Raw genomic sequence first — 17,754 nt, forward strand, 5'->3', positions numbered from 1 at the left:
GTCAGAGCCGCATGCGTGTTGCTGGATCGAACAGGTGAATGTCTTGCGGACGAGCCGTGATCGAGATCGTGTCGCCTTCGCCGGGAATGTTGCCGCCGGAAACGCGCATGCGGATCGTGGTGCCGGCGCAATCGAGATCGAGCACGGCGGTATCGCCGAGATCCTCGATCAGGTCGACACGCGCGCCAAGGCCGCCGTCCGTCATGCGCAGGGCGCCGGGGCGAAGGCCGACCACCACATCGCGCTCGCCGGCTGTCGTGGTCGTCGTCTTCACACGATGGCCGGCGATGATCACGTCGCCGTCCACGTAATGGGCGAGAACTAGGTTCATCGGGGATTGCCGATGAAGCCAGCGATGTCGATCGAGTTCGGACGGGCGAACACTTCTGCGGGCGTGCCGACCTGCTGAATCTCGCCTGACATGAATACCGCCATGCGATCGGCGAGCGTCATCGCCTCTTCCTGGTCGTGCGTGACGTAGACCGCGGTGACGCCGAGCGAGCGCTGCAGCTTCTTCAGCTCGGCGCGGGTCTCCAGCCGCAGCTTCGCGTCGAGGTTCGACAGCGGCTCGTCGAGCAGGAACAGGCGCGCCTTGCGCACGATGGCGCGGGCCAGCGCGCAGCGCTGCTGCTGGCCCCCCGAGAGCTGACCCGGCTTGCGGTCGAGCAGATGGTCGATCTTCACCTTGCGCGCGGCGTCCTTGACGGCGGGCGCGATCTCGGATTTCGGCAGCTTGGCCATCTCCAGGGGGAAGGCGATGTTCTCTGCCACCGTCATGTGCGGGTAGAGCGCGTAGCTCTGGAACACCATGGCGATGTCGCGGTCACGCGCATCGGTCGAGGTGACGTCTTTGTCGTCGATCAGCACGCGGCCGGCGGTCGGCGCGTCGAGGCCGGCGAGGATGCGCAGCGTTGTGCTCTTGCCCGAACCCGATGGCCCGAGCAGCGCAAAGAACTCACCCGGCTTGATGTCGAAATTCACGCCCTTGAGCGCGGCGAACTCGCCGTGCATCTTGACGATGTTGCGAAAACTGACCTGACCTTGGCCGCTCATCGGCGTCCTCCGCCCTTGACTGCACCGACCGTCAGGCCCTTCACGATATGCTTCTGCGCGACCACGCCGAGCACGACGACAGGCAGCATGGCGAGGACCGAGACCGCCGCGAGCTTGGCCCACAGCGTCTGCTCGACGGAGACGAAGTTGAACATGGCGACCGTGACCGGTCGCACCGTGTTGCCGCTGAGCACAACGGCGAATAGGAATTCGTTCCACGCGTTGAGGAACACGAACACGACGGTCACGGCAATGCCGCCGCGGACCTGCGGAATGATGATGCGCCACAGTGTTTTCAGTCGACTCGCGCCGTCGAGATAGGCGGCTTCCTCCATCTCGAAGGGAATATCCTCGAAATAGGAGACCAGCAGCCAGATCGCGAAGGGCAGTGAGAACGACAGGTAGATCAGGATGATGCCCTGATAGGTGTCGATCCAGCCAATGTTCCGCAGCACTAGGAAGTAGGGAATGATGATGCCGACGGGAGGCAGCATCTGCGTTGCCAGCACATAGAATCCCGCGAACTTCTTGCCGCGAAAGCGCAGTCGCGCCAGCGCGTAGGCCGCCGGCACCGCCATCAGCATGGTGAGGATGGTGGTGCCGACCGAAATGATGATGCTGGAGACGAGGTTCGGCAGGATCGAGCCCGAACCGAAAAGCACGTCACGATAGGCTTCCAGCGTCGGTGTGAACACCAGCTTGGGCGGATAGGCCAGCACGTCGGAATCGGTCTTGAGCGAGTTCAGCACGCTCCAGATGATCGGAAATGCCCAGGCCAGTAGGAAGACCATGGAAATCGCGAGCAGGGCGAAGACGCGAAGGCGCTTTGCAGTCATTTCGCCCTCCGCATCGCGAACAGGATGCCGGAAATGATGATGGTCACGATCAGCAGTGCGACTGCGAGTGCCGAACCATAGCCGATCGACAGCTCGGTGAAGGACTTCCGGTAAGCATAGAGATTGAGGATCTCGGTCGCGGTGCCGGGGCCGCCGGCGGTGACGGTGAAGATCGCTGCGAATGCGGTCAGGGCCACCATGGTCCGCATGATGATGACCATCACGATCGCGGGACGCAGCAAAGGCAGGGTGATGCGGCGGAAGCGCTGCCAGGCGGAGGCTCGGTCGAGCCGCGCGGCTTCGTAGATGTCTTCGGGCAGGGAGGCCAGCGAAGCGAGCAGCACCATGAACGCGAACGGCGTCCACTGCCAGGTGTGGATCGCGATCACCGAGACCATCGCGAGCGTGGGATCGCCGAGCCAGTTTTTGCTGCCCAGCCCTGCATTGATCGCGAGGAAGTCGACGATGCCGAATTCCGGTGCCAGCATGAAAGTGCGCCAGATCATACCGACCACGGCCGGCGACAGGACCACGGGCAGGATGGCGATGATCCTGAACCAGCCCTGGCCACGCTTCATGTCCATGACCAGCAAGGCGAGCGCCAGGCCGATGATGACCTGCAGAGCGACGGTCGAGCCGGTATAGACGAGGCTCACCAGCAGCGAGGTCCAGAAGCGCTCGTCGGAGAGAAGCACCTGGTAGTTCTCAAATCCGACGAAGCCGTTGGTGAACGGCATCGCCAGATCCATCCGGAATGCGCTGGTGTAGGCCAGGAAGAGCAGCGGAAACGTCGTCGTGGCGAGCAGCGCAAGAAACGCCGGTGCAAGCAGAGCCGCTGCAAACCGGCGCTCGCGCTGCGCCAATACGCGTCCGAAATCGCTGCGAGGCGCCTCGCTCGCGATCTCGGCCGATGTCACCGCTGTCGTCGCCATGGCTCAGCCGCGCATCATCGGTTCGATGCGGCGCTGCGCGTCGTCCAATGCGGCCTTGATCGTGGCCTGGCCGGAGAGGGCCGACTGAATCGCGGTCGCCATGGTGTCGCCGATCGCCGGCCATTGCGGCACGCGCGGACGCCAGTCGACGTCGGTGTCCTCCTCCAGGGCGCCCATCGTGGCCTCGACGAAGTTCTCGCCAAAGCCGTTCATGAGCTTGATGTAGTCGGGATCCTTCCAGACCGAGGTGCGGTTGACGCCCGAGCGTTTGGTGGGACCGGCGAACTTATGCGCGGTGCGCGCCTGGGTCTCGGCGCTCGCGGCCCACTGGATGAACAGCCAGGTTGCCTTGCGCTTCTTCTCCGGCAGTGCGGAATTGATCGGAAAGCCCCAGTTCCAGATCGATGTGGTGCGCTTGCCCGACGGCCCCTTGGGCCAGCGGGCATAGGCGACTTTGCCGATCACCTTGGACTTTTCCGGATTGTTGATGACCGAGGCCGACGAGTGCGCGTCGATGTAGCTGGCGACGGTGCCTTGCGAGAAAGCGTCGGCGATATCCGGCCAGTTCCAGTTCGCCGCCGCCGTCGGCGCGTACTTCTTCATGATGTCGACGTACCAGGCGAGCGCCGCCTCGGCCTCGGGGCCGTTGACGGTGAGTTTGCCGCCCTTCATCCAGTCGCCGCCGAACTCACGGAAAATCGACGGATAGATGTACATATTCTGGCCGGCACCGGCGACGCCGCGCAGTGCTGCGCCCCAGACGCGATCGTTCGGCGTGTTCAACGCCCCGGCATTGGACATGTAGGCTTCGAGCGTGTCTGCCGGCTTCAGGCCCTTCGCGTCATAGAGGTCCTTGCGATAGACCTGAATGGTGACTTCGCCGTCATAGGGCATGCCGTAAAGCTTGCCGCCGATGCCGTTGGCGCTCCGCCAGGCCGGAATGATGTCGTCGAGCTTGAACCAGGCCTGATCGGTCAGCGCCTTGTCGTTCAGATAGGTGCCGAGCGGCTCGACCCATTTGTTCGCGGCATAGAGCGCGTAATACATCGGGTCGGCGGCGTGGGTCGCGTAGGTGCCGGTCTTCGAGGTCAAGTCGATGACGCTCTTCTGCCGGATCTGCGCCGGCGGAATCTTCTCGAAGCGGACGTCGATGCCGGTGAGCGCCTTGAACTGCGGCGCGAGCGTGATGAGGTTTTCGAAATAGCTCGCCGGGATCACGGCGACCGTGATGGTCTCGCCGGAGACTTGCTGCCAGTCGATCTGAGCGGATTTGTAAGGTGCGAGGTCGGCGTCCTGCGCGGCGGCTTGCCGTAGAAGTGCCGGACCAAGCGTCGCGAAAGCGGCGGCTGCGGTTCCGGTCTTGAGTAGCGTTCGTCGCGTCGGCTTGAATGACGGCATGCGGTCCTCCCGAAAATCCGGATTTATATTTCCGGTTAGTTAGGACATTTGCTCAAATGTTATAACAAGTCAACCGCGACAAAATGGACCGTCATCCGGCCGTTCCGCGCGGAGCGTGAATCGATCTCGGACCTCGCCCCCGGGGGGCGATTGAGCTGAGCAGCGATGATGTGCAGTTGTCGACTAGGTGTTGCCAAGGCGCTCGAAATCTGCGCGAGCGTCGCGGGCGGTATGGATTTGACCGCTATACCTGTGCGCGATCAGCTCGAACGCTGCCGGCAATCGGTCATCGATGACAAGATGGTGGCACTCGTCGAGGTGGCCACCCCGAACCGTCGCATTGCGCCCGAATTTGGTGATGTCGGCCACGAGCACGGACGTTCGTGAATTGGCGGCGATGGATTGGCGTGCCTTGACTTCATCGACATGGAAGTCGAGCAGCGTGCCGTCCTGATCAACGCCGCCGACGCCGAATATCCCGAAATCAGCGCGAAAATCCGAGAAGAAACGCGCAGCGGCCTCGCCAACGATATCGCGGTCGAGCGGCCGCAGCGTGCCGCCCGCGATGCTGATTTCCACATCGGGATTCTGCGCGAACGCTGTGGCGACGTTCAGGCTGTTGGTGATCACCCGCAGATCCCGTCGGCGGGAGAGTGCCTGCGCGACATATTCGGGCGTCGTGCCAAGCCCGATCATCAGCGACGTCCCGTCGGGAATGAGTTTGGCGGCCGCGTGCGCTATCCGCCGCTTGGCGTCGGCGTTCAACCTATGTCTGCTGCCGTAGGCGAGGTTCTGGTTCTGGACGGGGAGGCTGACCCCGCCATGCACCCTCCGAAGCAGCCCTTGGTCGCAGAGCGCATTCACAAGGCGGCGAATGGTCTGCTGCGTCACGTCGAAACGTGCCGCAAGCTGCTCGATGGAGGCGAAGCCTTGCTCGCGCACGATCTCCAGGATGTGGGACTGACGTGTCGTGGCGGCCCTGAGCATCGGATCTCCGTTCCCAACGAAATTATCATTTGAACGTCGAAGACGCAATTTTCTGTTTCATATGGTGTCACGCTATGTTCATATGAACATAATAGTCGCTACGCCGATGAATGCGCGTGGCTCAAAGGGAGGGGCGCATTGACCGGTCTGCCCGTCGTGACCGGCCTTGCGTTGCTCTGTTGGAGCGAGCCGCCGCCAGCGTACGTAGCTGCATCATGCTGAGAGCGAACCGGCCATGTCGGCGATTACGCTGAGTCATGTCTCCAAGTCCTGGGGCGCGATGCGCGCCGTCGATGACGTCAGTCTTACGGCGGACGAGGGCTCGCTGCTGGTGCTTTTGGGACCGTCCGGCTGCGGCAAGTCGACCACGTTGCGGCTGATCGCCGGCCTCGAGGACGCCGACGGCGGCACGATTGCCATCGGCGGCGCCGACGTGACTCACCTGACGCCGGCGCAACGGAAGATCTCCATGGTCTTCCAGTCCTACGCGTTGTTTCCGCATTTGAGCGTCGCCGAGAACATCATCTTCGGTCTGCGCGTCCGTCGCGTGGCGCGTGCCGAGCGGGACGCGCGGCTCCGTCGCGTGGCCGACATCGTCGGTCTCGGCCATCTGCTCGAGCGCAAGCCGTCGCAGCTGTCCGGTGGCCAGCGCCAGCGCGTTGCGCTGGGACGCGCCATCATCGCGGAGGCGCGGGTCTGTCTCATGGATGAGCCGCTGTCCAACCTGGACGCCAAGCTGCGGCACGAGATGCGGACTGAGATCCGCGCGTTGCAGCAGCGTCTTGGCATGACCATGGTCTACGTGACCCACGATCAGACCGAAGCCATGACGATGGCGGACCGCGTCGTGCTGATGCGCGACGGCCGTATCGAGCAGAACGGTTCGCCGGAAGAGCTCTACAACCGGCCGGCAACGGCCTTCACGGCGCGGTTCATTGGCACCCCCCGATAAATCTCGTGCGACGGAGCGATCATCTCATCGGCATCCGGCCGGAGCACATCCGCATCGTGTCGGACGGCGATAATGGGGCGCGCGTCAAGGCCGTCGAGCATCTCGGGGCCGACAGCATCGTGCTGTGCGAGATCGATGGTCAGCCAATCTCGGTGCGATCGGATGGTTTCAGCAAGGTTAAGCCCGGCGAGGATGTCCGGCTGGCGTGGGACCCCGCGAACGAGCATCGGTTCGATCCGACGTCGGAATGCCGGGTGGACAGTTCGGTCAGGGAGGGCCTGCTGGCTGCATCCGGTCGGTAGCAGCGGCGGTCAAGGGATAACGAGGGAGAGCGAAAGATGTTTGCGCGACGAACGATGTTGATGGCAGCTGCATTCGCGGTCTTTTCCATGGGCGCGCGTCCCGCCGCCGCGGTGGACCTGACGATGTATTATCCGGTGGCGGTCGGCGGCCCCGTCACCAGGATCGTCGACGATATGGTCTCGCGCTTCGAGAAGGACAATCCGGATATCAAGGTGACGGCGGTCTATGCCGGCAACTACACGGACACGATGACCAAGGCGATGACCGCAATGAAAGGCGGGCAGCCGCCGCAACTGTCGGTGCTGCTGTCGACCGACGTGTTCACGCTGATGGACGAGAACGCCATCGTGCCGTTTGACGGCCTCGTCAGTGACAAGGCGTGGTTCAAGGACTTCTATCCAGCATTCATGGCCAACGGACAGATCGACGGCAAGACCTGGAGCATACCGTTCCAGCGCTCGACCATCGTACTGTATTGGAACAAGGACGCCTTCAAGGAAGCTGGCCTCGATCCCGAGAAGGCGCCGGCCTCCTGGGACGAAATGGTCGAGATGTCGAAGAAGCTCGTCAAGAAGGACGGCGGCAACACCACGCGTTGGGGCGTCGAGATTCCCTCGACCGGCTACGGTTACTGGATGCTGCAGGCGTTGGCGATCGAGAACGGCCAGAAAATGATGAACGAGGCCGGCACCGAGGTCTATCTGACCGCGCCGAAGACGGTGGGCGCGCTCGATTACTGGGTCGACCTGTCGCGCAAGCACGGTGTCATGCCGTCCGGCAGCGTCGACTGGGCGACGCTCCGCACCGACTTCCTCGAAGGCAAGACCGCGATGATGTGGCACACCACGGGTAACCTCACGGCCGTCAAGAACGCCGCGAAATTCCCGTTTGGTGTCGCTATGCTCCCGGCCAAGGAGCGGCGGGGCTCGCCGACCGGTGGCGGCAGCTTCTACATCTTCAAGAGCGCGTCGCCCGAGCAGCAGAAGGCCGCCGTGAAGTTCATTCAATGGATGACGGCGCCCGAGCGCGCGGCGGAATGGAGCATGAAGACCGGCTATGTTGCCGTGTCGCCGGCCGCTTACAAGACCAAGGCGATGGAAGAGTATGCCAAGGGCTTCCCGCAGGCGACCGTCGCGCGCAATCAGCTCGAGCATGCGGTGCCGGAGCTCTCGGTCCACGAGAACGGCCGCATCTACAAGTTCGTCAACGACGCGATTCAGGCCGCGGTCACGGGGGCGCAGAAGCCGCAGGAGGCGCTGGCTGCCGCACAAGCCCAGTCCGATCGCGTGCTGCGCGCCTCGAAGTAAGAGAAATTGCGGGATGGCGGTACGCCGCCGTCCCGCTTCCTCGGAAATGTCCGACGCCGCGGCCGCATCGCTAATTTCTGAACGCCGCGCTGGATCGCAGGCGTGGCGGAATGCTGTGAACGCCTGGCTGCTGCTGTTGCCGGCAGCCGTCCTGCTGATAGCGTTCACCCATTACCCGATCCTGGCGACGATCCGGCATTCGCTGTTCATCACCAAACGCAACGGCACCGAGGTCTTCGTCGGCCTCGACAGTTATCAGGGGATGGTCGCCGATCCGATCTTCTGGAAGGCGCTGGTCAACAATTTCTGGTTCGCGCTCGGCACGATTCCGACTTCGATCGCGCTCGCGCTCGTGATGGCGATCTGGGTCAATCGCAACATGCGCGGCCGCGGCTTTCTGCGTCTCGCCTACTTCACGCCGACCGTGCTGCCGATGATCGCGGTCGCCAACATCTGGCTGTTCTTCTACACGCCGGATTACGGCCTGCTGGATCAGTTGCGCGGCGTTTTCGGTCTCGCCGGCTGGAACTGGCTTGGCGATCCCTCGACGGTCATGGGGTGTCTGATCGTCATGGTGATCTGGAAGGAGGCCGGCTTCTTCATGATCTTCTATCTGGCGGCGCTGCAGCAACTGTCGCCGGATCTCGAAGAAGCCGCCTCCATCGAAGGCGCAAGCCGATGGTATACGTTCCGCCGGATCACGTTTCCGTTGTTGATGCCGACCACACTGTTCGTGGCGATCAACGCGGTCATCAACTCGTTCAAGCTGGTGGACCACCTCGTCATCATGACCAAGGGCGGGCCGAACAACGCCAGCACGCTGCTACTCTACTACATCTATGAAGTCGCCTTCACCTTCCAGGACTCCTCTTACGCCGCAACGCTGACGGCAGTGCTTCTGGTGATCCTGAGCGCGGTCGCGCTGATCAAGTTCGGCTATCTCGATCGCAGGATCCACTACCAATGAGAGGCCGAACACATCCCGTCGAGGCCGTCGCGGCCTGGGTGCTCGCTCTGATCTGGCTTGCGCCGTTGGCCTATGCCTTCTGGAGTGCGCTGCATCCGGCCGCCTATGCGACCTCGTTCAGCCTATCCGCGCCCTGGACGCTGGAGAATTTTGGACGGGCCTGGCGGCAGGCGCCGTTTGCCCGCTATTATCTGAACACGGTCGTCCTGGTGACGTTGATCCTGGTCGGGCAGCTCATCTTGTCAACGCTGGCGGCTTACGCCTTTGCGCGCTTCAAATTCAGGGGCAGCGGCATCGCCTTCGCGCTCGTTCTGCTCCAGCTGATGATTATGCCCGACGTTCTCATCGTCGAGAACTATCGCGCGATCTCGCGGCTTGGCCTGCTGGATACGATCCCTGCGATCGCGTTGCCCTATCTGGCGAGCGCCTTCGGCATCTTCCTGCTCCGCCAGACCTTCGAGAGTGTGCCCCAGGAACTGGTCGAGGCCGCTCGTGTCGAGGGAGCAGGGCCGCTGGCAATCCTGTGGCGAGTTTACGTCCCGCTGGCCCGTCCGACCTACGTCGCGTTTGGCCTCGTCTCGGTCAGCTATCACTGGAACAACTTCCTGTGGCCGCTGATCGTCACGAATTCGGTGGAAGCACGGCCGCTCACGGTAGGTCTTGCCGTGTTCGGCGCGCCTGAAACCGGCGTGGATTGGTCGGTGATCACGGCGGCAACCGTGATGACGATGGCGCCGCTGCTGATCGCGTTTCTGCTGTTCCAGCGCCAGTTCGTTCAGTCATTCATGCGTGCAGGTATCCGGTAATGCGGCTTCTCACCTGGAACATCCAGTGCGGAAAAGGTTGCGACGGGGTGACCGATCTGGCGCGGATCGTCGCCGTCGCAAGGCAGACGCTCGATGCGGACGTGTTCTGCTTCCAGGAGGTGAGCGCCAATTTTTCGAGATTCGGCGATGGTGCGGATCAGAGTGCGCAGCTCGCAGCCCTGCTGCCCGGCTACTCCGCAATATTCCGGCCGGCGATCGAGACGGTCGATGGTGATGGCAACCTCCACCGCTTCGGCAACATGACGCTCTCGCGATTGCCGGTGCTACAAATCGCCAATCACCTGCTGCCGTGGCCAGGCGCGGCCAAAGTGCGCAGCATGCGCCGTCACGCCCTGGAGGTGACGGTGCAGGCCTCATTCGGCGCGATTCGCATCGTCAACACGCATCTCGAGTTTCATTCAACCGACCAGCGCGAAGCGCAGGTCGCGAGGCTGCTGGATTTGCAGGAGGAGGCGTCGGTGAATCCCAGGCAGGCCGGTTCCCGGTACGATGAGCCGTATGGAAGCCAGACCGTCGCTGCCTCGAGCTTGATGTGCGGCGATTTCAATTTCGACGTCAGCGACCCCCAGCATGCCTTGATCGACCGGTCCAGCCGGCCCGGTCTGACCTATCGGGATGCATGGACCGCTAGTCGTGCCGACCGCCCGCGCGCACCGACTTGCGGAATCTACGACCGCGCGCAATGGGTCGATGGCCCGGACTGTCGCGACTTCATTTTCGTGACCGAAGATCTGATCAGTCAGGTTCGCAGAATCGACGTCAACGAAGCGACCGATGCTTCCGATCACCAACCTGTTGCGATCGAACTGGCGGAATAGAGAATGGCGAAGTCATCAAAACTTGTGGTCGCGCGGAAGGGCAGGGTACTCCTGGTCAGACGTCGACGCGACAAGCATTGGATGTTTCCGGGCGGCCGCAGGCGAGCCGGCGAGAGTGAGAGAAAGTGTCTCCGTCGCGAGATTACCGAAGAGCTACCCAAGCTCAGGCTTGGTGAGCTGAGGCTGTGGAAGGAAGTCAATGGCAAGAATCGCCTCACCGGCCGAAAGATGAGCGACGCGATCTTCCTGACCAAGAAGGTTTCAGGTCCATTAAAGATCGGGGACAAGAGGGAGATCGACAGGGCGGCATGGCGAAAACCGCGCGGACTCAAACTGACGCCAACCTCGCGATACATTCGCGACAAGCTGTTTCCAGAATGAGCCTTCCGTTTGGTCCCTCACTATGCGGAGCATGACCGACGCCGACAGGTCACCAAAACCTTCTAGGCGTACCTGCCGCTCTTAGACAGCTTCATACTGCGCTGAGCTCTCCGCTTCCTTTTCACAGCCGGGGTCGGAGCTTGGTGGCCCCAAACCTGAGTTGGGGAGGCGTTCTTGGCACAAACCGGACGTTCGGCCAGCCCAGCATGTCTCAGGAGCGCCAGAAGCGGACTGCCTCGCAGGCCGCGAGCGACCTGGTACACGACCGCGCAGTCCTTCCCTTCGGTTGCGTTCAGGCAAGCAGCGGGGTTTCCCGAAATTCCTCATCGATGCATCCACGCCCTCGAAATCGAAAGCAGTGTGTGACCAATGACGCTGAGGAGCGCCGCGATGCCCCATATAGTGAACATGTTCTCTTTGTAGCTTGCAGAAAAGCCAGCGCCTTCGGCGATCACATCGCCGATATACTTCCACCAGCCGGTGAGAGTGCCCGGCAACCCGCCAGTTGCATCAGCAATCGCAAGCGTTACTCCCGAGATTACGGGAAGATAGAAGACGAGAACTACGGATGCGGCGAGAACACGGAGAATGAATCGCATGAGACCCTCCAATGTATGCAATGATGGCCGCGAACTCACCGAGCCGTTGTTTCTACGTGAGTCCCTTTGAGGACAGCACCTCGAAACAATCCGCTTCGCTTACACTCATGACTGCGCACGCGCCCCTGCAAAAAAAACTGCTGCTCCCGCGCGCGCGTTTGTCGCCGAGAGCGGAATCATTTTCGGCGCGACCGCGGCGCTCTATGGCGAGATCACGGTCAAGAATGGTCGGGTCGAGCAGGCCAACTTCGACACTGCGCATTAACGAAACGCCCAATATCGAGGTCCATAGCGTCAAAGAGCTCGGAGCCACGGGCTTCGCCGTGGCAGCCCGCCTCAAACCTGAATCAAGGCGTAGGGTCGACCGCTGGGCTTCTTGATTGACCGCGCCACGTTGTAAACCCGCGCGCCTCCGGGCGTGCGGCCTTCATAGCGGCCCTGATGAGCATGGCCGTGAACGACCGCACTCACCGTAAATCGATCGATCGTTTCGCCGAGGCGTGACGAGCCGAGGAACGGAAGAATCTCCAGCGGCTCGCCTTCAACCGTATCGAGAATCGGCGCATAGTGAAGGACGACAACAGCCTGCTTGCTCGCCACCGCGCGCATCGCATTTTCGAGGCGCGTCGCTTCGTTGACGGCCTCGGCGACCAGGCTCTTGACGACGGCCTCGCCGAACGAAGCGAGCATGCGGCGGCCGAACCCACCGATGAAGCCCTTCACGCCGACGAAGGCGACGCCATCGATTTCGTACGACTGCCCGTTGAGCAGGTGCATTCCGGCGCCCTTCAAAATGCTCTTTACGTCTTCAGTCTGCCCGGAACTCGTAGTCGTGGTTTCCGAGCACGCCGACAACGGGAATGGAGCAGGCGCGCAAATCCTCCGCCAGAAGTTCCGCTTCGGACGGCTTGCCGAGGTCAGTGAGGTCGCCGCAAAGGACGAGCACCCGGGCCTTGGTCGAGAGCTCGGCAAAGAGTTCCCGGAAGGACAACGTGCGGTCCTCCTTCACGTGGAGATCGCCAATGGCAGCGAAGGTGAGCGTGTCGGGTTTTTCGGACATCGCGCTACTCGCTATCCTGGTCTGCGTCGGCAAAGCCCCATTCCTCAACGGCCGGGGCATAATCGACCTGCGAAAACAGGCGCCCCCGACATATCTTCACGCGCGGAGGAGGAAGTTCGAACTGGGTCTTCAGGCGGGCGACCAGTTCGTCCATCAGCCAGCGCGGCAGGCAATCGCGCTCGCTCGGATAGGCCCAGCGGAAGTTGAGTAGATGTGCCAGAAGCACCTCCCAATGCAGCTCCATGTAGGCAAGCAGACGCCGCCAGTCGATCTGATCGTGCTGCTTGAGAATGAGATGCGCGATATCCGGGCCATCGTAACGGTGCCGCAGCTGGACGAAGGCCTTGGACCAGATCAACTCCGTCGGGGCGATGATGCGCATCGGCGTACCGAACACCTCGATGCGCGGCGCGGATTCGAACCATTGGTCGGTCACGGGAGCCATGCCATGCCAGAAAGCGAAGATCACATCGAAAAAGTGCTCGTCCTGGAAGACCTTGCCGAGCCAGCGTTCGTCCTCGATTGCGACGGTGTACCCGAGGTTGCGGAAGTGGTTGAGAACACGTGGATAGTCAGTCGGCTTGCACACGATATCGAGATCTTTGGTAGCGCGCACCACGCCGGTATAGGCGCTGAGCGCATACGTGCCGGCCAAAAGAAACGGCAGATCCAGCTTCGCGAGCTCGCGCAAGGCCTGAGTGTAAAACACCTCGGCGCGGGCCGATGGCACGATCGGCTCGGCGGCCGCAGCGATCGTCTCTATCGATCCAGTGGTCTCCTTGGCCATAATAGTTCACTCGAAGCTCATCGGCTTCGGCCATGAGGGTCCCTGTTCGACAATCGAATAGACCATGCAAAGTTCCGCGCGCCCTAGGTCCCACCGGCAACAAACCGGTTCGCAATGGTCGATGGACTTCGCTTTCAGCGTGCCTTGGCGACGTTGAGGAATTGATTCGTCTTCAAATTCGATAAGTCTTCAGCGAGCCAGAGAAGCGCGTCAAACATCTGCGCACGGCGGTCGACAACATGGGCGTATGCGGTGAGGTCCGCTATACCCCTGATAGCGGCGCGATAGCCCACCCCACCAGAGGTCCGAGGCGGGCCAAAATCCGACATGGAACGAGCCGTCGGAATGTCCCGCCTTTGGGCGAAAATGAGAGCCGCCGACTAGCGGCGTGTGCTAAATAGTAAAAGCTTCAATTCCGATCGCATCAGGCGGAATGATTAGTGATGCTTCCCGAAACCCGATACGCCAGAAGCGGCGAGGTCCATATCGCTTATCAGGTCATTGGCAACGGTCCATTCGATCTTGTCTGGGTACCGGGATTTATCTCGCATGTCGATCACGTTTGGGATGAACCTCGCTGGGCCGGCTTCATGGAACGGCTCGCCTCGTTCGCTCGCTTGATCTGCTTTGATAAGCGAGGAACCGGGTTATCAGATCAGGTTACGGCAATTCCTACGCTTGAGGAGCGAATGGATGACGCGCGTGCGGTGATGGACGCGGTCGGTTCGAAGCGCGCAGCATTCCTCGGCATTTCCGAGGGCGGTCCGATGTCACTGCTGTTCGCTGCCACACATCCTGGCCGCACCCTTGCTCTCGTACTCTATGGCTCTTACGGGCTATTTTCGACGGCCGTGATGTCGCCAGAAAAACTTGCCAGTTTCTTGGAAGAGGTTGAACAGTCGTGGGGGAGCGGAGCGCTTGTTCCCGGGTTTGCACCGAGCCTTGCTCAAGACAGGGCGTTTCGCAACTGGTGGGCTCGCTTCGAGCGGCTCGGCGCCAGCCCGTTGGCCGTGAAGACACTCATGCGGATGAACAGCGAAATTGACATCCGCGGCGTCTTACCCGTCATTCACGTACCCACGTTGATAATGCACAGAACAGATGACCCGCGCGTGAATGTCGCGGCGAGTCGTTATCTGGCCGCACACATTGCCGGTGCGCGCTACGTCGAGTTATTAGGCAATGATCACCTGTTCTGTGCAGGCGACTCACAACGGATTCTCGACGAAATAGAAGAATTCTTGACCGGGTCGCGCTCTCATTACGAAATGGAACGTTGTTTGGCGACAGTATTGATCACCGATATTGTTGGTTCGACAGAGCGCGCATGCTCGCTTGGCGACCGCGAATGGCGCCACCTTTTGGTGAGGCATGACGCGAGCGTGCGTCGCGAGTTCGCTCGATTTCGTGGCAAGGAAATCAGGACGACCGGCGATGGGTTTGTTGCAACGTTCGACGGTCCCGCCCGTGCAGTACGTTGCGCCGAGGCTGTCCGTGAAGCCGTACGCGACCTGGGCCTGGAAGTTCGGGCCGGTCTGCACACCGGGGAGATAGAGATTTTGCCGAATGATATTGGCGGGATTGCCGTACACGTCGCAGCTCGGGTTGCTCAACTGGCTGCCCCGGGGGAGATCCTAACGTCGAGTGTACTCAGGGATCTGGTTGCGGGTTCTGGTCTCCACTTCGAGGATCGTGGCGTTCATGCGCTCAAGGGACTGGTCGAAGGGGTGAGGATCTTCGCTGCGCGGTCAGCTTCAATCGTGCAGCCAACGTGATGTCCGCTCCGGGGTCATTCGCGTCGGTTTGGCCACGTGATTACCACGTCCGGTCCGGCCCCGGCTGCTGACGTGCCGGCCGCAATCGCGATCTTCGTCTTTGGGCCACATCGGGACTCTCCGCAAGGGGCGACCTCCAATTGGCTTGCGGTCGCTCGTGGATGGCTAAAAGGACCTACTAACAACACGCTTTCAAATTCTTACGCATTAACGACTGGACCGTGTCGGCATGGATGGGTCTCGATCGTCCTTGGATGGACTTCCCGGATGTGTCGTTACCTCGAGCCGTTGAAATTGAACTGGAGCAATACCGATGAGAATCACCGTCAAAGCCAATGTAGCAGCCCCGATCGATCAGGTCTGGCGTGCGTATACGACGCCGGCCGACATCGTGAAGTGGAACGCAGCGTCGGACGACTGGCATACGACCAAGGCTACGGTCGACTTGCGGGATGGCGGCGCCTTCTCGTCCCGCATGGAGGCCAAGGACGGCAGCATGGGCTTCGACTTCGCCGGTACCTATACGAAGATCGCTGAACACGAGCGGATCGAATATGCGTTCGGCGATCGAAAGGCCGAAGTCGAGTTCCTGCCCGGCCCGAAGGGCGTTCTCGTCCGCGTTGTCTTCGATAGCGAACCGACCCACTCAGTCGAGCAGCAGCAGGGCGGTTGGCAGGCAATCCTCGACAACTTCGCGCGATACGTGGAGGTGAAGGAGAAGACGTGAAGGTGTGCGAGGGCTGGAGATGGTGGTCGCTGACGGGCGTCTTCGGTTTCCGCGGAGCAACTGACAAAAACTGAATAGTGAACGGTCGGCTTAGGATCACGGCCGGATATACTCGAACTGATCACAAGATTTGGCCGACATGGATTCTATGAGCCTAGACGCTTGTTGCTGGATGTGGCAGCTTGACCGGTGCGCCGCTGTTTTCAAGTCGAAGACCAAGCCTTGGGACCGGGTGGGGTCTCCTACTACCGACGCACACCCGTAAAAGAACCGAGTGCCCCGCTAAGCGCTTTGAATAGATAGCTTTCCAGACTAGGCCGACATTGCTGCGGGCTGAGGAAGCAATGCCATTCGTATGTTTGAGACAGAAAACCTGTCCGATTTGCGATAGGCCGATGGAAGCTGCGCCGTCAGTGTCGGAGGAGGTGGAGTATCGCTGCGCCACTTGCGACGAAAGCGATCCGATGAAATTTGCCATCGTTCGCGGCTGATCGAAAGTCCTCTGAAGCCACCCGAGAGATAGCATCCCAGCATTGATCTGCGTCATCATCGCCGCGAGCGAATGATCGATGCTGTGGCAATGACCGCGATTATGTTCCGCTGTCCCTCTACGCATCAATTCGTGCAGCACTGGGTTGATGATGACCCAAGTGCGGCGCGGGACTCGTTCGTGATGGTGAAATGCCCGGCCTGCGGATCCATTTCATCTGTCGGGCGACGCAACAAGCGGTCGGGGCACGAGAACGAATCCTGAGGCTTTGCGGCATTGCACTCTCTTCGACGAATCAAAACAGAACGTGTGCGGAGACGGAACCAAACCGAACCTCGCTAACTTTGTGAAACGGAAGGCACGCAAAGGAGCGGCCATGGTGGTCGATTTTTTCTCTCCGGAAGTCAATCCGGCGGACGATCGGCGATATCCCCCGTCCGCTCCGGCTCCTCCAAACTCTCCTTCATACTGCACACCGCAAGACCGTCCACGTCCTCGAGCGCGGGCTTGCACAAGGTTGGTCTGGGACGATTAGGGCAGGTTAGCGCAAGGAGTAGCGCCATGAGTAAGGCTATCCGCAATGCGACCGCCGATCCCCCGATCATTACTGTGGGCGATCTCATCGATGAACTCTGCCGATTGCCAGATACAGCGCTCGTTAGTTTCCACTGCCCAATGCTCGAACATGAACTTGCATTTTACCACCTTCGACGGCGATCGAAGGACGTCGTTGAAATCGAAGTGAACGCATATCCGCAAAGTCGCCCGGCCAACGCCGCATGAGAATTGGCATTTGGTGTACAACCGGGAACGATCATCCCGTCGCGGCATTAACACATGAGACGGTCGCCCGCTGTTCCCACAAACAGCGCATGTCGCGGGGATACCGCTGTTTAGGAAACCAGCGCCCGCGCAGATTGCCAAAGGCAACGGTCTCCGCCTCTCCTTCCAGAAACGGAAGTATTGGATCGTGGCAGGGCTTGGAAGGCCCGAGTAATCGTTTTGACCAGGCTCACGGGACCGAACGAGCATGCCCAACATCAGCATTGACCAGACACACGGCCGCGCAATCGCTCATGAGATTGGAGAGCGTCTGCGTGGATTGCTGCGAGAGGAAGTCGAGTTGCCCTCAAGCCTCAAAAGGCAGATGCAGCGACTTCGCGAGCTGGACATCGAGGCGCCCTCGATCGTTCCCACGACGAAGAGAACTCCATTGGTCGGAATCCACCGCGACTTAGGTCGTGGTGGCGAAGACAAGGCTGATTCAGATTACCCCGAGTGCGATGAAACGCCCGATCTCGATCAGGAGAGCAACGCTTGTGAAAGTAAGAAACACATCGCTCTGGGTCATGGCTCGACTCATTCCACTGCGAGCCCCGTCGCTTAAACTCCACATTGAGTAAGAAGGTTTCGGTTCCACGCGAGGGCAGATGCAGCGAAAGAATCGGGGGAATTCAGGGGTCTGCTCAAGTCGTGGCCAGGGATGCCTATGTTGCGGTGGTTTCCCGGAATGGACCCTTGCCACGAGTCCGATCAGAACGACCCTCAAGGAGGG

Annotated in this window: 17 protein-coding genes and 2 pseudogenes; 10 read left to right on the plus strand and 9 right to left on the minus strand. The window is 60.9% G+C overall.

The features are described 5' to 3' along the window. Position 1 precedes the first annotated feature (1 nt). The 6 genes from ACSKB8_RS23440 to ACSKB8_RS23465 form a co-directional block, all read right to left on the minus strand. Positions 2–331, minus strand: a complete 330-nt coding sequence (locus ACSKB8_RS23440; protein ID WP_438106668.1) for a TOBE domain-containing protein — start codon at positions 329–331, stop codon at positions 2–4. After that, positions 328–1,053, minus strand: a complete 726-nt coding sequence (locus tag ACSKB8_RS23445) for an ABC transporter ATP-binding protein (protein WP_438106670.1) — start codon at positions 1,051–1,053, stop codon at positions 328–330. Before ACSKB8_RS23445 ends, ACSKB8_RS23440 begins: the two co-directional genes overlap by 4 nt. After that, positions 1,050–1,889, minus strand: coding sequence for a carbohydrate ABC transporter permease (locus ACSKB8_RS23450; RefSeq protein ID WP_091898265.1), 840 nt, complete (start codon positions 1,887–1,889; stop codon positions 1,050–1,052). The genes ACSKB8_RS23445 and ACSKB8_RS23450 overlap by 4 nt, the downstream gene beginning before the upstream one ends. Next, positions 1,886–2,821: a carbohydrate ABC transporter permease gene (locus ACSKB8_RS23455; protein WP_091898263.1), complete on the minus strand. Its 936-nt coding sequence runs from the start codon at positions 2,819–2,821 to the stop codon at positions 1,886–1,888. The genes ACSKB8_RS23450 and ACSKB8_RS23455 overlap by 4 nt, the downstream gene beginning before the upstream one ends. A 3-nt stretch (positions 2,822–2,824) precedes the next feature. Then, the gene (locus tag ACSKB8_RS23460; protein WP_438106672.1) at positions 2,825–4,219 is read right to left on the minus strand and encodes an ABC transporter substrate-binding protein; all 1,395 of its coding nucleotides are present in this window, start codon (positions 4,217–4,219) and stop codon (positions 2,825–2,827) included. Between the two features lie 183 nt (positions 4,220–4,402). Beyond that, positions 4,403–5,206, minus strand: coding sequence for a DeoR/GlpR family DNA-binding transcription regulator (locus ACSKB8_RS23465; protein WP_438106674.1), 804 nt, complete (start codon positions 5,204–5,206; stop codon positions 4,403–4,405). A 235-nt stretch (positions 5,207–5,441) separates the two neighbouring features. Between ACSKB8_RS23465 and ACSKB8_RS23470 the strand changes: the two are divergent. The 6 genes and pseudogenes from ACSKB8_RS23470 (at position 5,442) to ACSKB8_RS23495 (ending at position 10,761) form a co-directional block, all read left to right on the plus strand. Beyond that, positions 5,442–6,460: pseudogene (locus ACSKB8_RS23470) on the plus strand (ABC transporter ATP-binding protein). 54 nt (positions 6,461–6,514) lie between these two features. Continuing rightward, the gene (locus ACSKB8_RS23475) at positions 6,515–7,768 is read left to right on the plus strand and encodes an ABC transporter substrate-binding protein (protein ID WP_438110646.1); all 1,254 of its coding nucleotides are present in this window, start codon (positions 6,515–6,517) and stop codon (positions 7,766–7,768) included. Between the two features lie 46 nt (positions 7,769–7,814). Next, entirely contained in the window at positions 7,815–8,735 is a 921-nt protein-coding gene (locus ACSKB8_RS23480) for a carbohydrate ABC transporter permease (RefSeq protein WP_438110648.1), read from the plus strand. Next, a complete protein-coding gene (locus tag ACSKB8_RS23485) occupies positions 8,732–9,541 on the plus strand; it encodes a carbohydrate ABC transporter permease (RefSeq protein ID WP_438106676.1) in 810 nt (269 codons plus the stop codon). Before ACSKB8_RS23480 ends, ACSKB8_RS23485 begins: the two co-directional genes overlap by 4 nt. Then, positions 9,430–10,380: an endonuclease/exonuclease/phosphatase family protein gene (locus ACSKB8_RS23490; protein ID WP_438106677.1), complete on the plus strand. Its 951-nt coding sequence runs from the start codon at positions 9,430–9,432 to the stop codon at positions 10,378–10,380. Before ACSKB8_RS23485 ends, ACSKB8_RS23490 begins: the two co-directional genes overlap by 112 nt. Before the next feature lie 3 nt (positions 10,381–10,383). After that, positions 10,384–10,761 carry an NUDIX hydrolase gene (locus tag ACSKB8_RS23495; RefSeq protein WP_091898249.1) on the plus strand — a complete coding sequence of 126 codons (378 nt, stop codon included), beginning with the start codon at positions 10,384–10,386 and terminating at the stop codon, positions 10,759–10,761. 323 nt (positions 10,762–11,084) lie between these two features. Here the strand turns inward: ACSKB8_RS23495 and ACSKB8_RS23500 are convergent, their stop codons facing one another. The 3 genes and pseudogenes from ACSKB8_RS23500 to ACSKB8_RS23510 form a co-directional block, all read right to left on the minus strand. Next, a complete protein-coding gene (locus ACSKB8_RS23500) occupies positions 11,085–11,360 on the minus strand; it encodes a hypothetical protein (protein ID WP_438106680.1) in 276 nt (91 codons plus the stop codon). A 336-nt stretch (positions 11,361–11,696) separates the two neighbouring features. Then, a pseudogene (locus tag ACSKB8_RS23505) lies at positions 11,697–12,420 on the minus strand (metallophosphoesterase family protein). A gap of 4 nt (positions 12,421–12,424) precedes the next feature. Continuing rightward, positions 12,425–13,207, minus strand: coding sequence for a nucleotidyltransferase family protein (locus ACSKB8_RS23510; protein ID WP_438106682.1), 783 nt, complete (start codon positions 13,205–13,207; stop codon positions 12,425–12,427). Between the two features lie 443 nt (positions 13,208–13,650). Here ACSKB8_RS23510 and ACSKB8_RS23515 point away from each other — a divergent pair, with 443 nt between their 5' ends. The 4 genes from ACSKB8_RS23515 to ACSKB8_RS23530 all read left to right on the plus strand — a co-directional run bounded on the left by ACSKB8_RS23515 (position 13,651) and on the right by ACSKB8_RS23530 (position 17,586). After that, entirely contained in the window at positions 13,651–14,982 is a 1,332-nt protein-coding gene (locus ACSKB8_RS23515; RefSeq protein WP_438106684.1) for an adenylate/guanylate cyclase domain-containing protein, read from the plus strand. Between the two features lie 313 nt (positions 14,983–15,295). Beyond that, positions 15,296–15,709, plus strand: a complete 414-nt coding sequence (locus ACSKB8_RS23520) for an SRPBCC family protein (protein ID WP_438106685.1) — start codon at positions 15,296–15,298, stop codon at positions 15,707–15,709. Between the two features lie 1,051 nt (positions 15,710–16,760). Next, positions 16,761–16,982 (plus strand): hypothetical protein, encoded by a 222-nt coding sequence (locus ACSKB8_RS23525; RefSeq protein ID WP_438106687.1) that lies wholly within the window; start codon positions 16,761–16,763, stop codon positions 16,980–16,982. A gap of 247 nt (positions 16,983–17,229) precedes the next feature. Beyond that, a complete protein-coding gene (locus ACSKB8_RS23530) occupies positions 17,230–17,586 on the plus strand; it encodes a hypothetical protein (RefSeq protein WP_438106688.1) in 357 nt (118 codons plus the stop codon). Positions 17,587–17,754 lie beyond the last annotated feature (168 nt).

Origin of the sequence: Bradyrhizobium sp. BR 1432 (genome assembly GCF_051547705.1) — a bacterium.
GTDB lineage: Bacteria > Pseudomonadota > Alphaproteobacteria > Rhizobiales > Xanthobacteraceae > Bradyrhizobium > Bradyrhizobium zhanjiangense.

Coding starts and splice junctions, on each gene's coding strand:
- ACSKB8_RS23510 (WP_438106682.1), bottom strand. CDS start 13,207: ATGGCCAAGGAGACCACTGGATCGATAGAGACGATCGCTGCGGCCGCC.
- ACSKB8_RS23520 (WP_438106685.1), top strand. CDS start 15,296: ATGAGAATCACCGTCAAAGCCAATGTAGCAGCCCCGATCGATCAGGTC.
- ACSKB8_RS23530 (WP_438106688.1), top strand. CDS start 17,230: ATGCCCAACATCAGCATTGACCAGACACACGGCCGCGCAATCGCTCAT.
- ACSKB8_RS23495 (WP_091898249.1), top strand. CDS start 10,384: ATGGCGAAGTCATCAAAACTTGTGGTCGCGCGGAAGGGCAGGGTACTC.
- ACSKB8_RS23460 (WP_438106672.1), bottom strand. CDS start 4,219: ATGCCGTCATTCAAGCCGACGCGACGAACGCTACTCAAGACCGGAACC.
- ACSKB8_RS23475 (WP_438110646.1), top strand. CDS start 6,515: ATGTTGATGGCAGCTGCATTCGCGGTCTTTTCCATGGGCGCGCGTCCC.
- ACSKB8_RS23445 (WP_438106670.1), bottom strand. CDS start 1,053: ATGAGCGGCCAAGGTCAGGTCAGTTTTCGCAACATCGTCAAGATGCAC.
- ACSKB8_RS23525 (WP_438106687.1), top strand. CDS start 16,761: ATGAGTAAGGCTATCCGCAATGCGACCGCCGATCCCCCGATCATTACT.
- ACSKB8_RS23515 (WP_438106684.1), top strand. CDS start 13,651: ATGCTTCCCGAAACCCGATACGCCAGAAGCGGCGAGGTCCATATCGCT.
- ACSKB8_RS23440 (WP_438106668.1), bottom strand. CDS start 331: ATGAACCTAGTTCTCGCCCATTACGTGGACGGCGACGTGATCATCGCC.
- ACSKB8_RS23455 (WP_091898263.1), bottom strand. CDS start 2,821: ATGGCGACGACAGCGGTGACATCGGCCGAGATCGCGAGCGAGGCGCCT.
- ACSKB8_RS23450 (WP_091898265.1), bottom strand. CDS start 1,889: ATGACTGCAAAGCGCCTTCGCGTCTTCGCCCTGCTCGCGATTTCCATG.
- ACSKB8_RS23485 (WP_438106676.1), top strand. CDS start 8,732: ATGAGAGGCCGAACACATCCCGTCGAGGCCGTCGCGGCCTGGGTGCTC.
- ACSKB8_RS23465 (WP_438106674.1), bottom strand. CDS start 5,206: ATGCTCAGGGCCGCCACGACACGTCAGTCCCACATCCTGGAGATCGTG.
- ACSKB8_RS23480 (WP_438110648.1), top strand. CDS start 7,815: ATGTCCGACGCCGCGGCCGCATCGCTAATTTCTGAACGCCGCGCTGGA.
- ACSKB8_RS23500 (WP_438106680.1), bottom strand. CDS start 11,360: ATGCGATTCATTCTCCGTGTTCTCGCCGCATCCGTAGTTCTCGTCTTC.